Annotated in this window: 14 protein-coding genes; 3 read left to right on the top strand and 11 right to left on the bottom strand. The window is 62.3% G+C overall.

Annotation, left to right across the window (positions count from 1 at the left end; genetic code table 11):
- The first annotated feature begins 388 nt into the window (after positions 1-388).
- Positions 389-1129, top strand: coding sequence for a GntR family transcriptional regulator (locus FG13_RS25095; protein WP_035825427.1), 741 nt, complete (start codon positions 389-391; stop codon positions 1127-1129).
- Between the two features lie 193 nt (positions 1130-1322).
- Here the strand turns inward: FG13_RS25095 and FG13_RS25090 are convergent, their stop codons facing one another.
- From FG13_RS25090 to rpsP, 10 genes are all read right to left on the bottom strand, one after another.
- Entirely contained in the window at positions 1323-2798 is a 1476-nt protein-coding gene (locus FG13_RS25090; protein WP_035825426.1) for a nitrilase-related carbon-nitrogen hydrolase, read from the bottom strand.
- Positions 2795-3613 carry an AraC family transcriptional regulator gene (locus FG13_RS25085; protein WP_035825424.1) on the bottom strand — a complete coding sequence of 273 codons (819 nt, stop codon included), beginning with the start codon at positions 3611-3613 and terminating at the stop codon, positions 2795-2797. The genes FG13_RS25090 and FG13_RS25085 overlap by 4 nt, the downstream gene beginning before the upstream one ends.
- A 78-nt stretch (positions 3614-3691) precedes the next feature.
- The gene (locus FG13_RS25080; RefSeq protein ID WP_035825422.1) at positions 3692-4141 is read right to left on the bottom strand and encodes a CBS domain-containing protein; all 450 of its coding nucleotides are present in this window, start codon (positions 4139-4141) and stop codon (positions 3692-3694) included.
- 81 nt (positions 4142-4222) lie between these two features.
- On the bottom strand, positions 4223-4558 hold the full coding sequence (locus FG13_RS25075) for a DUF3579 domain-containing protein (RefSeq protein WP_029496213.1): 336 nt from the start codon (positions 4556-4558) through the stop codon (positions 4223-4225).
- A 224-nt stretch (positions 4559-4782) separates the two neighbouring features.
- Positions 4783-5742, bottom strand: a complete 960-nt coding sequence (locus tag FG13_RS25070) for a CobD/CbiB family protein (RefSeq protein ID WP_035825418.1) — start codon at positions 5740-5742, stop codon at positions 4783-4785.
- Positions 5743-5839: 97 nt separating this feature from the next.
- Positions 5840-6499 (bottom strand): CoA pyrophosphatase, encoded by a 660-nt coding sequence (locus FG13_RS25065; protein ID WP_035825416.1) that lies wholly within the window; start codon positions 6497-6499, stop codon positions 5840-5842.
- A 77-nt stretch (positions 6500-6576) separates the two neighbouring features.
- Positions 6577-6960, bottom strand: a complete 384-nt coding sequence (rplS, locus tag FG13_RS25060; protein ID WP_035825414.1) for a 50S ribosomal protein L19 — start codon at positions 6958-6960, stop codon at positions 6577-6579.
- A 131-nt stretch (positions 6961-7091) separates the two neighbouring features.
- On the bottom strand, positions 7092-7838 hold the full coding sequence (gene trmD / locus FG13_RS25055; protein ID WP_035825412.1) for a tRNA (guanosine(37)-N1)-methyltransferase TrmD: 747 nt from the start codon (positions 7836-7838) through the stop codon (positions 7092-7094).
- Positions 7839-7888: 50 nt separating this feature from the next.
- On the bottom strand, positions 7889-8446 hold the full coding sequence (gene rimM / locus FG13_RS25050) for a ribosome maturation factor RimM (RefSeq protein ID WP_034759867.1): 558 nt from the start codon (positions 8444-8446) through the stop codon (positions 7889-7891).
- A 13-nt stretch (positions 8447-8459) separates the two neighbouring features.
- On the bottom strand, positions 8460-8711 hold the full coding sequence (rpsP, locus tag FG13_RS29675) for a 30S ribosomal protein S16 (RefSeq protein WP_010395524.1): 252 nt from the start codon (positions 8709-8711) through the stop codon (positions 8460-8462).
- Between the two features lie 277 nt (positions 8712-8988).
- Between rpsP and FG13_RS25040 the strand changes: the two genes are divergently transcribed.
- Entirely contained in the window at positions 8989-9423 is a 435-nt protein-coding gene (locus FG13_RS25040; RefSeq protein ID WP_035825406.1) for an NINE protein, read from the top strand.
- Between the two features lie 125 nt (positions 9424-9548).
- On the top strand, positions 9549-10175 hold the full coding sequence (locus tag FG13_RS25035; protein WP_035825403.1) for a glycine zipper 2TM domain-containing protein: 627 nt from the start codon (positions 9549-9551) through the stop codon (positions 10173-10175).
- A gap of 139 nt (positions 10176-10314) precedes the next feature.
- Here FG13_RS25035 and FG13_RS25030 read toward each other — a convergent pair whose 3' ends face one another.
- Positions 10315-12105 (bottom strand): acyl-CoA dehydrogenase, encoded by a 1791-nt coding sequence (locus FG13_RS25030; RefSeq protein ID WP_035825400.1) that lies wholly within the window; start codon positions 12103-12105, stop codon positions 10315-10317.
- Positions 12106-12115: the final 10 nt, after the last annotated feature.

Here is a 12115-nt window from a genome sequence, read left to right as displayed (position 1 = left end):
GTACTCCCCCTTGATTTAGGCTCCAGGATTGGAACCTTTTCATTTTTAATGTAGGTCTTCTTTCCAGCCCGCCCACTCTCGCCGGCATGCTGCAGACCCTTCGGCACAACCACTTACAAAACCAATTCAACGCCAATATACTACTATCCAATACCAGAACACTACCAGTTGCAACTTTTTTTTTATAACGTTGTTTGAATCACACAGACCACTTTATCCAAATCAATCCGTAGCCCGTATGAGCCGGCTAAATGACTGCGAAGCCAGGCATAAATTGCTGGCCTGATAATTCAAATTGGTTTTATAACGGCCTTTTTTGGTATTATCCAGCGACACAAAACAGATACAGAGCGCGTCTGCAACGCGCCGTAACGGAGACCCTCAGCGTATGACCACCCTGGCTCACATCATGCAAGGCCTGGGGCAGACGAGTAGCCTGCCCCTGTACCAGCAACTGCAGCGCGCGCTGCGCGAAGCGATCGACAAGCGCATCCTCGGCCCCGAGGAAGCCCTGCCGGCCGAGCGCCAGCTGGCCAGTGACCTGTCCGTCTCGCGCATCACCGTGCGCAAGGCCATCGATGGCCTCGTCAACGAGGGCTTGCTGGTGCGGCGCCCCGGCTCGGGCAATTTCATCAATACGCGCATCGAGAAAAACTTCGCCAAGCTGACCTCGTTTTCCGAGGACATGCGGGCGCGCGGACGCACGCCGCGCAGCGTGTGGCTCAAGCGCGCGGAGGGCACCGTCACGCCGGAAGAAGCCTTGCGCCTGCGGCTGTCGCCGGGCGCGCCCGTGTACCGCTTTCACCGCATCCGCTATGCGGACGAGATACCGATGTGCCTGGAGTACGCGACCATCGTCGCCAGTTGCCTGCCGGCGCTCGACGCAGTCGACGTATCGATGTATGACGCGCTGGAACAGGCCGGCAACCGGCCCGTGCGCGCCTTGCAGCGGCTCAGTGCACTTTTGTTGACGGGGGAACAGGCCAGCCTGTTGCAGGCGGAGGAAGGCGACGCGGGCTTGTCGGTGGAAAGGCTGGGCTTTTTGCGCGATGGCCGCGCCGTGGAATTTTGCCGCTCCTACTTCCGCGGCGATATGTATGACTTCGTGGCGGAATTAAGTACCAATTAATACCAGATGGCCGAATTTCTCAATACCAGATAACACCACTTATTGCAGTGCAATATATATGCCGGTATCTCGCCGAATATATGCACGGCGATGGTGCAATCATCGGCGGCGATTATGTGGCTGCCTGCGCGGAATATAAAATAAGGCCGTGCAATACGCTTTTGCGCATTGCAACAAAACAGAGCCTTATGCCTCAGGCAGCGGGCGCGGCGCGGCGGCCCATGCACAGCAGGATCACGCTTAGCGCCACGCACAGCCAGCCGAATAGCGGCCCCAGCCATCCAGCCCAAGTGGCAATAGACGGCTGCGCCGGCAGCGGCGCCAGCAAGGTGCTGCCCGGCATGGCGCTGCTGGCCCGTTCCACCAGTACGCGGCCATACGCATCGCTGACCGTCAGCACGCCCTCGCGCGCCGCGCGCAGCACGGCGTAACCGTTTTCCACGCCGCGCACGACCGTCATGCGCGCGCCCATCCAGGCGTCCAGTTGAAAATCCCAGGCCGGCACCAGCATCGCCTGCGCGCCGGCCGCGCCATACGTCTGCCCCAGGGAGGCAAAATGCATGTCCTTGCAGATGGCCAGGCCCATGGCCTGCCCCGCCACCGGCTGCACGGCATATGCGCTACCGGCAAGAAACTCGCGCTCGGGCGGCGCCAGATGCTGTTTCTGATAGCTGACGGGCACCGCGCCATCGGGCGCGAACAACCAGGCCAGGTTGCGCCGGCCGGCGGCGTCCTGCACGCCAATCCCCACGCTGATCCACGCGCCCGTGCCGCGCGCCAGCCCCTGGAAACGCTGCCGCACGGCGTCCGCCTGCGCGGGGTCCAGCACGGCGATCTTTTCCGGCAGCAGCACCAGCGTGGCACCCTGCCCGGCCAGCGCTTCGACGTGGCGCGCGTACTGGTCCCAGATGGCTTGCGCGCGCGCCGGCGGCGTGGCCGGGCCGATAAAGTCATCGATGGTCACCAGCCCCGCCAGCGGGCCGGACGGCGCAGGGGCGCCGTGCACGCGCCAGGCGCCACCGGCCCACGCGGCCGCCAGCAGCAGCACGGCTGTGCTCGCCGCTGGCACATACGCGCGGCCCCCGGCCAGCAGCAAGGCCAGCGCGGATGGCACCAGGCACAGCAAGAAAAGCAGGCCAGGCACGCCGGCCAGGGCCGCCACCTGCAACACGGCAATATTATCGGCTTGCGAATACGCGAGGCTGCCCCAGTTACCGTCCGGCAGCAATGCGGCCATCAGGGTATCGATGGCGACCCACAGCGCGGGATACGCCAGCACCGTCCAGCTTGCCCTGTAGCGCAGCACGACGCGCCGCGTGGCCAGTACCACCAGCAGCCACAGCAGTGCCTTGACGGCGATCGCGGCCAGCACGGCCGGCAAAGGCATCAGCAGGCGGAAATAGGCAAGGTTCGACGACAAGCCGAGCACGGCGGCCAGGAACGTCATCCAGGCCGCATCGCGGCGCGACGAGCGCAGGGCCAGCCACAGCACGGGCAGCGGCGCGCACCAGGCCAGCGGGCCCAGCGGCTGCGATCCCAGCACCCAGTACAAAGGCACGCCGGCCGCCAGCGCGGCGGCGATTTGCAACAGGCGCTGGCGCAACGCGGTGCCGCCGGCAAACAGGGCCGGCGCAGACAAGGTATTGGACAAGGTATTGAGCATGCTCATGCTTTCAAGGGGAGCCAGATTTCTACGCCGCCGATGCCGCTGGCGGGGTCGAACTGCTGGTCGTAGCGTTCCAAATCGGGCGCGTCGGCCACTTCCAGACCGGACTGGGGCAGCCACTCGTTCCACACCGTATGCCAGGTGGCGCGGATGGTGGAAATGTGGCCGCGGTGATGAAACACGGCATAGCGCCGCGGCGCGATGCGCAGCCGCATCCAGCCCTCGGGGGCCTGGGAAAAGTCGCTCACCGGCATGGCGCACAGGTAATCGAAATTGCCCGCCTCGTCATTATTGCAGCACACGCCATACACCAGCTGGCCGGGCGCCGCATGGGGCAGGAAGCGCTGCCACAGGGCGGGGATGCCGGCAGCCGTTTCGGCGCGATAACGTTCGACGAGGCCGGCCAGCAGCAAGGCGGGCCCCTGCTCGAAACGCGGCGCTTCCAGGGCCACGCCAGGCGCCACATCCATTTTGATGGCGTCCACCAGCGCGAGGTTGGCGACGTGGCGCTGGGCCCGCACCTTTTCCGGCGTGATCTGGAACTGGTCGCGGAAGGCCCGCGTAAATGCCTCGTGGGAACTGTAGCCGGCCTGCAGCGCGACGGCGAGGATGTCTTGCGCGCCCTGCGCCAGCGCGCGGGCCGCCTCGCTGAGCCGGCGCGCCCGCACATAGCGCATCACGGAGTGGCCCGTGGCCAGGCCAAACGCGCGCGTCAGGTGACACGGCGAGGCGCCGCCCACGTGGGCGATATCGCCGAGCGAAATATTTTGCGCATAATGCGATTCGATATACCAGAGTGCCTTGGCCAGAGTGTGCATGGACGCTTCCCGTTGAACGAGCAGCGACTGTAGCATTTTCAGGCAGGCGTGACTTGACCGGAATTGCGCAATACAGGCTTACTTTCTGGTGCGCTTTTCGTACACCAGCTGGCCGCTGCTGATACGGGCCAGCTCGGCCATCTCCTGGGCCAGGAAGGCCAGCAGGTCGTCGATGCTGACGACGCCGGAGAGCGCGCCCAGGCTATTGACCACGGGCAGGCGCCGGATGCCGTTGACGCGCATGCGTTCGATGATGTCGTAGACGTCTTCGTCTTCGCTGGCCGTGAGCAGCTGCGCGCTCATGATGTCGCCCACCAGCAGGCTGGCGGGGTCGAGGCCCAGGGCGATGACGGAAATGACGATGTCGCGGTCGGTGAGGATGCCGATGGGGACGCGCTCGCCGTTCGGCTGTTCGGCCACGATCAGGTCGCCCACGTGGTGCTGGCGCATCAGCAGCGCCGCGTCTTGCACGCTGGTGTCACGCTGGCAATGGATGGTGTGCAGGGTACAGATGTCGCCGATACGCATGTCGCCACTCCGTTTGAGGCAGAGTGTCCACGCTACGCCAGCCCGCCGTGGCGGGTTTGAGGCACATCAATGAAACGAGTCTTACTTTTCTTCGGGGGGCGGCAGGAAGCAGGCTTCGACGATTTGCAGGTCGTTATCCTTGGCAAATTCGCGCACGAAGTGAAACGCCATCGGCTCGATCTCGCGCAACTTCGTGTTGACCACCACCGATTTGACGCCATTGACGACGGTCGGGCGCACGTAGGGCGAATACTGGAGGTGCGCATTGCGCCCGCCACCTTCGGGATTGAAACAGGACATCACTCCACAAAGGCGCTCGGCCCAATCGCTGGGTCGGAATTGCTTGCCATTGCTGGTGAGACCAAGGATGAAGAACTCGTCTGAGAGTTCCCCTGTTTTTTGAGATAACTCGGCCATGTGGCTTGTCGGGACTGGATTGCGTGAATGGCCCCGGCGGGTAAGCCGGGCTGGTAGTCAACTACGTTTGCTGCGGTAAGCCAGTATTATATCTTATAGAAGACTTGGGTTCTACCTCGATCTGCCCTGACGATGTAAACAGGGGCCGGCACGCCTAACGCGCCAGCCCCTATTTTAACCTTGTTCCACGCGCAAGGCGCATGGATGGCGCGTGTGCGCCCGCGTCAGCCGAGGAAAACGGCGCCCGACATCAACAGCAACAGCAGCATCCACAGCAGCAAGGCGCGCCAGACCAGGCCCACCGTGCTCTGCAAGGCGCGCGCGCCCGGCTCTTCGCCTGGCAGGATATCGCTTTCGCTGTCGCTGTCATCGACGGCCATGTCCGGCGTGACGAGCACGCGGGCCGCCGTTTCCGCTGGCGTGCCCAGGCGTACGCCCATGGCGCCGCCGCCGGCCGTCAGGATGATGCCGATGGCCTCGTCCTGCCAGCGCTGGGCGAAATTGCGCCAGGCGTAGATGGCATCCTCGAAATTGCCGACCACGGCAAACGCCACGGCCGTCAGGCGCACGGGGATCCAGTCGATCCAGTAAAAGGCGCGCGCGGCGAACTGGCCGAACGCTTCATTGCGCATGTGCTCGGGCTCGTTCCAGGCGCGCGCCAGGTATTCGGCCACGCGGTACATCACGGCGCAGGCAGGGCCCACCGGCATCAGGAACCAGAAGAACACGCCAAACACATTGCGATGCGTCGTGATCAGGGCTTTTTCCACGGCGATGCGGGCGATCTCGCTCGCTTCCATGCCTACCGTGTCGAGTTTGGTCCACTCGCCCAGCAAGGTGCGCGCGGACGCTTCGTCGCCGGCGCTCAGGGCCAGCTGGATCGAGGTGAAGTAATGGCTGTAATGGCGGAAGCCCAGGGTCAGGTAGACGATGAGGACGTTCCAGACGAAGGCCAGGGGGGTCAGCTGGTAATACCGCAAGAGCCAGTACACGCCTGCCGTCGGCACCATCAACGCGCCGATCATGAGGAACCAGCCCATGCGGCCATGGTTGGCGTGGCCGGCATTGAACCAGGTCTCCATGCGCATTGCCAGGCTCTTGATTTCGGCGTAGATCGGATTGTCCGCGCGCAAAGGTTTGAGCTGCTCGATCAGCAATGCGCAAAGTATGGAGAGAAATGTCATCAAACGTCCTTTTTGTCTTTTTCAGCAATACCGCAATGCCCGCTACGATAGCGCAGTGCCGTGCTGGAATCAAACTTATTACGTGCGCGGCATCATTTTACGCGCGCAAGAGGTGAAACAGATTGCGCAGCATGCCGGCGGTGGCGCCCCAAATATAGAAACGCTCGTAGGGCATGGCGTAGAACGAGCGCCGCCCGCCGGGCAATTCCACCGACAGGCGCTGATGGTTGAGGCCATCCATGAGGAAGGCCAGCGGCACTTCGAAAATTTCCGCCACTTCGGACGGGTCGGCGCGCAGCTCGAACGGCGGCGTCACCAGGCCCACCACGGGCGTGACCTGGTAGCCGGTGCCCGTCAGGTAGTCGGGCAGGCAGCCCAGCACTTCGATATGTTCGCGCGACAAGCCCACTTCTTCTTCCGTTTCGCGCAAGGCCGTGGCGACGGGCGACGCATCGAAGGCTTCGCTGCGCCCGCCGGGAAAGCTGACCTGGCCCGCATGGCTGCTCAGGTGGTCCGTGCGCATGGTCAGCAAGATGGTCAGGCCCTGTGGGCGCTGCACCAGCGGAATGAGCACGGCGGCGCGCACGGGCACGGCGCGGGCGGACAGAAAATCCTGGGTCATCTCGGGCTGCCAGTCAGGCTGTTCGGCCAGGCGCTGGCGCAGCCAGTCCGGCGTCAGGCGCACGGCGTCCAGCGCCGCTTCGCCGGCGATCGAATCGATGGCGAGTTGTTGTGGATCAAATGCGATAGTGGCCATGGCAGCTTGCCTCAACAGCAATTCAGAATAAAAAAAGGGCGCCGCGAGGCACCCTTTTCCCAACGCAGACGCTGATATTACGCGCTTGCTTTCGCCACAACGCGGCGATTTGGCAATTTTTCTTTGATACGCGCCGATTTACCCGAACGCTCACGCAGATAGTACAGCTTGGCGCGGCGAACGTCACCACGGCGTTTCACTTCGATCGAAGCGATCAGCGGCGAGTACAGTTGGAACGTACGCTCAACGCCTTCGCCGGACGAGATCTTGCGAACGATGAAGTTCGAGTTCAGGCCACGGTTACGACGGGAGATAACGACGCCTTCGTAAGCCTGGGCGCGCTTGCGCGTACCTTCGACTACGTTGACGCTGACGATAACGGTATCGCCTGGTGCGAAGTCAGGAATCGATTTACCCAGACGGGCGATCTCTTCTTGCTCTAATTGTTGAATCAAGTCCATTTTATAACTCCGAAAACCATCATGCCGGCGCACTGTGGATAGCAAGTATCCGCCCGGTAGAGGATGGGTATTACCAATTTGGGCAACATGCCCGGCACTACTGGCCACCCTGCCGGCCGTCCGGAGACGGCTTACAGGCTGGCCAAGAATTTTTCGTCGGTCTTGCTGAGCAAGCCGGCGGCGCGCGCACTGACCAGCAGGTCAGGCCGCTTTGTCGCGGTCGCTTCCAGCATGCGCTGGCGGCGCCACTTGACGATCTCGGCATGATTGCCACCCATCAAGACGGGCGGTACGGCCATGCCTTCGTATGTTTCCGGCCGCGTGTAGTGCGGCGAATCGAGCAAGCCATTGACGAAACTGTCCTCGATGGCCGATGCCTCGGTGTTCAAGACACCCGGCAACAAGCGGATCACCGCATCCATCAGCGCCATGGCAGGCAATTCACCGCCCGACAACACGAAGTCGCCGACGCTGATTTCCTCGTCGACGCAACGGTCCAGCAAACGCTGGTCCACGGCTTCGTAGCGGCCACACAGGATCACCAAACCAGGTTCGGCTTTCAGCTGCGTGACGCGCTCGTGCGTCAGCGGACGGCCTTGCGGCGACATGAACACCACGCGGGGCGCCGCCAGGCCCAATTCGGTCTGGCGTTGCTTCGCGGCATTGATTGTCGCTTCGAGGGGACGGGCCATCATCACCATGCCGGGGCCGCCGCCATACGGGCGGTCATCCACGGTACGGTGATTGTCGGTGGTGAAATCCCGGGGATTCCACAGCGACAAGCCACATTTCCCCTGCTCGAAGGCGCGCCGGGTCACACCCGACTGCGTCAGCGCGGCAAACATTTCCGGGAACAGGGTCACGACATCAAATTGCATCGCTCACCACCCTGCAACGTTTGCCCGGCGCATTGTTAAGCGCAGGCGGTTTAATAATCGAGGCCCCAGTCGACCGTGATCTTGCTGGCAGCCTTGTCAACGTTAATGACAAACTGGCCAACAAACGGGATCAGGCGCTCAGGCGCCTTTTCAACGGTCTCATCGGCAGTGGCGACGGGCGTAACGCGCAAGATCGACTGCGGACCATTGCTCATCATGTCGTGCACTGTGCCGAGGCACTCGCCTTGCAAATTCTCGACTGTCAGTCCGATCAGATCGGACCAATAAAATTCATCGGCCGTCAGCGTCGGGAAATGGCTACGCGGAATTTGCACAGAGACGCCTTTCAGCGCTTCTGCGGCATCCCGCCCGACCACACCCACCAGCTGGGCCACGACGTCGCCGCCGTGTAACTTCGCTTGCCTGACTTGAACATCATGCAAGGTCGGTTTATCAAACCACCAGGTTTTGACGCTTAATAATGCATCCGCGTCGTCGGAGAAAGGAGTGATCCTGACTCCGCCAGCAATGCCATAAGCACCGGAGACATAGCCTACCTGTACCAGGTCATCGGGGACTTTCACCCCGGATGCAGTCTTGACCGTCAAACCAGTGATCTAATTAAGCTGCTGCTTTGTTGTTGCTAGCTACCAGGCGAGCAACGGTTGGCGACAATTGTGCGCCAACGCCTTGCCAGTAGGCCAGACGGTCTGCGGTGATACGCAGTGGAACTTCGCCACCTTGCGCCATCGGGTTGTAAAAACCGATACGCTCAATGAAGCGACCATCGCGGCGATTGCGCGAATCAGTAGCGACGATGTTGAAGAACGGGCGCTTCTTGGCGCCTCCACGAGCTAAACGAATAACGACCATAATATTTCCAAAAAGTGTGCTGAGGCGGAAAAAGCCGCAAATTATAGCGCGCTTTACCGCCAGGCAGCAAGCGTTATGATGACGGGCGTGTAATTTGGGCTAATCAAACATTATGACCAGTCATGGCCGAAGACGCAATAGGCGCGTGCGTCTATCGTGCCGGCCATGGCTTGGCATCAGGCGAAATCATTACATAAACGCCACAGGAAAGTGCTATCGTTGTGCGAGACGATGACCGATACTGGCAATCTTTACCGATGAGCAACTCTGGAGTCCCATGACCACCGCTACCATTTTGCAACAGTCGCACAAGAACAAGGCCTTCACGGCACTGCTGGCCTTCCTGCTGGGCATGCTGGGCGCCCACCGCTTCTACCTGCATGGCGCCAAGGACCGCTGGGGATGGCTGCACCTGGCCGCCCTGCCCGCCAGCTTGCTGCTGCGCCAGCTGTTTCCCGATGCCGACTGGTTTTATCAGATATTGCCGCTGACTCTGTCCGCCCTGGGCGGCTTCCTGCAAGCGCTGGTGCTGGGCCTGATGCCGGACGACAAATGGGATGCGCGCTACAACGCCGCCTCCGGCCACCTGTCGGACACGGGCTGGCCCCTGGCCGTCGTGCTGGTCGCTACGTTGATGCTAGGCGCAGGCGTGCTGATCGCCACCATGGCGCGCCTGTTCGACTTGCTGTATACAGGCGGTGCCTACGGTTAATTTCCGCACGGAAACCAGCTCGACTCGCCCACATGTAAGTGTTGGTAAGCAATCATGATTTTCCTCTATACTGCATTCACAATGCCGACATTACTGGCACATTTAACACCCCCTAGGAGAAGATCATGATTCGTCGCCCACTCATCCTCGCAGTCGCCATCACGGCCCTGTTCAGCACTTCCGCCTTCGCGCAAAACCTGTCGCCGAAGGCGCAATACGCCTACGACACGAAGCAGGCCAGCACCCGCTATGCGGACGACAAGAAACTGTGTGCAGAAGAAAGCAGCTCGAAAGCGCGCATGCAATGCCTGCGCGACGCCAAGGGCGAATACGACCAGGCCATCATCAACGCCAAGGCCGCGCAAAAAGCCGGTAATTCCTACGCCAGCCAGCCTTCCAAGCAGCCACAGCACCAGATCTGCGCCGATTGCGGCAAGGTGCTGGCAGTCAACGTCGCTGAAAAGGCCGGTGAAGGCGGTGCGCTGGGCATGATCGGCGGCGGCGTGGCCGGCGCCCTGCTGGGCCGCCAGGTCGGCGGCGGACGCGGCAAGGATCTGGCCACCCTGGCCGGTGCCGCAGGCGGCGCTTTCGCGGGCAAGCAAGTCGAAGGCCACATGAAAAACAGCAAGGTATGGACCGTCACCGTGCAATACGAAACGGGCGCCAAGGCGGACTTCGCGTTTGACCAGGATCCTGGATTGGCGGCTGGCGACCTGGTGCGTAATTCCGGTAATGGTATTGCTAGAAGGTAAGCTGAACCCAAGAGCAAGGACTGGGGTCGGACCCTCAGGGTCCGACCCCGGCACTTACGTTTGGGGTAAAAAAAAGCGCTGGAGAGTGATCTCCAGCGCTTTTTTGCATTCAGCCAGCTTCGGCTGGCCAAGTTTCAACTTAAAACTGCTCCTCCGACAGCGCCATCACGCCGGCGCTGCCGTCGATGATGGTGGCGCGCAGTCCTGGCGCTTGCGACAGGATGTGGTCGGCAAAGAAGCGCGCCGTGGCGATTTTTGCCTTGTAGAACGACGCGTCGCCGCTGCCTTCTCCCAGCCTTTGCTGCGCCACCACGGCCGCGCGCGCCATTTGCCAGCCGCCCAGCACGATGCCGGCCAGCTTCAGATACGGCACGCTGCCCGCGAACACGGCCTTGATGTCCGTCTTCATGTTCGCCACCACATACTCAACTACCGCCTCGAGCGCGGCGCTGCCTTCGGCCAGGTGGCGCTGCATGGCCTGGAAGTCGGCGCCAGTCAGTTCGCCCAGCTGGGCTTCCGTGGCGCGCACCTGGGCGATGATGGCTTTCGCCACGGCACCGCCGTCGCGTACCGTCTTGCGGCCCACGAGGTCGTTGGCCTGGATGGCCGTCGTGCCTTCGTAGATGGTCAGAATCTTGGCGTCGCGGTAATGCTGGGCGGCGCCCGTTTCTTCAATAAAACCCATGCCGCCATGCACTTGCACGCCGTCGCGCGTGACGTCCTGCGACATTTCCGTGGCCCAGCCCTTGATGACGGGCACCAGGTATTCATACGTCGCCAGGCTTTCCGCGCGCACGTCCGCGTCCGGATGGTGGTGCGCCACGTCGCTGATGGCCGCGCCCACGTAGGCCAGCGCGCGCGCCGCCTCCGTTTGCGAGCGCATGGACATCAGCATGCGGCGCACGTCCGGGTGGTGGATGATGGAGACGGGCCCAGGCGAGCCTGCCAGATCGCGCGACTGCACGCGGTCCTTGGCGAACGCCACGGCCTGCTGGTAGGCGCGCTCGGCCAGGCCGATGCCCTGCAGGCCCACGCCGAAGCGGGCCGCGTTCATCATGATGAACATGTATTCGAGACCGCGGTTTTCCTCGCCCACGAGCGTGCCGATGGCGCCGCCGTGGTCGCCGAACTGCAATACGGCCGTCGGGCTGGCCTTGATGCCCAGCTTGTGCTCGATGGAGACGCAGTGCGCGTCGTTGCGCGCGCCCAGGCTGCCATCTGCGTTGACGAGGAACTTCGGCACGATGAACAGGGAAATCCCTTTTACGCCGGCGGGCGCGTCCGGCGTGCGGGCCAGCACCAGGTGGACGATGTTTTCCGCCATGTCGTGTTCGCCGTACGTGATGAAAATCTTCGTGCCGAAGACTTTATACGTGCCATCGCCCTGCGGCACGGCGCGCGTGCGCACGGCGGCCAGGTCGGAACCGGCCTGCGGCTCCGTCAGGTTCATGGTGCCCGTCCATTTGCCCGACACCAGATTTTCCAGGTAAACCGCCTTTTGCTCGTCGCTGCCAGCCGTCAGCAGCGCTTCGATGGCGCCGTCCGACAGCAGGGCCACGAGGGCGAACGAGATGCTGGCCGAGTTGAGCATTTCGATGCAGGGCGTGGCCAGGAGCTTGGGCAAACCCTGGCCGCCGAACTCCGTCGGATGCTGCACGCCCTGCCAGCCCGCTTCGCCGTAGCCCTTGAACGCTTCCTTGAAGCCTTTCGAGGTGGTCACTTGCCCGTCGTGCCAGAAGCTCGGTTCCTTGTCGCTGGGGCCGTTCAAGGGGGCCACCACGCCGCCGCAGAACTTGGCGTTCTCTTCCAGCACGGCTTCGGCCGTGTCGGGCGTGGCGTCTTCGCAGCCAGGTAGCGTATGGATTTCGGCCAGGCCGGCCAGTTCGTTCATCACGAACAACATGTCTTTCAGCGGGGCTTGATAGCTCATCTTCTTTTCT

It is taken from the genome of Janthinobacterium sp. RA13 (assembly GCF_000745325.1).
Taxonomy (GTDB): domain Bacteria; phylum Pseudomonadota; class Gammaproteobacteria; order Burkholderiales; family Burkholderiaceae_D; genus Janthinobacterium; species Janthinobacterium rivuli.
Note: the sequence above shows the minus strand (reverse complement) of the source record. Positions and strands in the feature narration are given on the sequence as shown.

What these genes read in the sequence shown, in the direction of transcription:
- FG13_RS25095 (WP_035825427.1), top strand. Translation starts at nt 389, where the DNA reads ATGACCACCCTGGCTCACATCATGCAAGGCCTGGGGCAGACGAGTAGC.
- FG13_RS25090 (WP_035825426.1), bottom strand. Translation starts at nt 2,798, where the DNA reads ATGAGCATGCTCAATACCTTGTCCAATACCTTGTCTGCGCCGGCCCTG.
- FG13_RS25085 (WP_035825424.1), bottom strand. Translation starts at nt 3,613, where the DNA reads ATGCACACTCTGGCCAAGGCACTCTGGTATATCGAATCGCATTATGCG.
- FG13_RS25080 (WP_035825422.1), bottom strand. Translation starts at nt 4,141, where the DNA reads ATGCGTATCGGCGACATCTGTACCCTGCACACCATCCATTGCCAGCGT.
- FG13_RS25075 (WP_029496213.1), bottom strand. Translation starts at nt 4,558, where the DNA reads ATGGCCGAGTTATCTCAAAAAACAGGGGAACTCTCAGACGAGTTCTTC.
- FG13_RS25070 (WP_035825418.1), bottom strand. Translation starts at nt 5,742, where the DNA reads ATGACATTTCTCTCCATACTTTGCGCATTGCTGATCGAGCAGCTCAAA.
- FG13_RS25065 (WP_035825416.1), bottom strand. Translation starts at nt 6,499, where the DNA reads ATGGCCACTATCGCATTTGATCCACAACAACTCGCCATCGATTCGATC.
- rplS (WP_035825414.1), bottom strand. Translation starts at nt 6,960, where the DNA reads ATGGACTTGATTCAACAATTAGAGCAAGAAGAGATCGCCCGTCTGGGT.
- trmD (WP_035825412.1), bottom strand. Translation starts at nt 7,838, where the DNA reads ATGCAATTTGATGTCGTGACCCTGTTCCCGGAAATGTTTGCCGCGCTG.
- rpsP (WP_010395524.1), bottom strand. Translation starts at nt 8,711, where the DNA reads ATGGTCGTTATTCGTTTAGCTCGTGGAGGCGCCAAGAAGCGCCCGTTC.
- FG13_RS25040 (WP_035825406.1), top strand. Translation starts at nt 8,989, where the DNA reads ATGACCACCGCTACCATTTTGCAACAGTCGCACAAGAACAAGGCCTTC.
- FG13_RS25035 (WP_035825403.1), top strand. Translation starts at nt 9,549, where the DNA reads ATGATTCGTCGCCCACTCATCCTCGCAGTCGCCATCACGGCCCTGTTC.
- FG13_RS25030 (WP_035825400.1), bottom strand. Translation starts at nt 12,105, where the DNA reads ATGAGCTATCAAGCCCCGCTGAAAGACATGTTGTTCGTGATGAACGAA.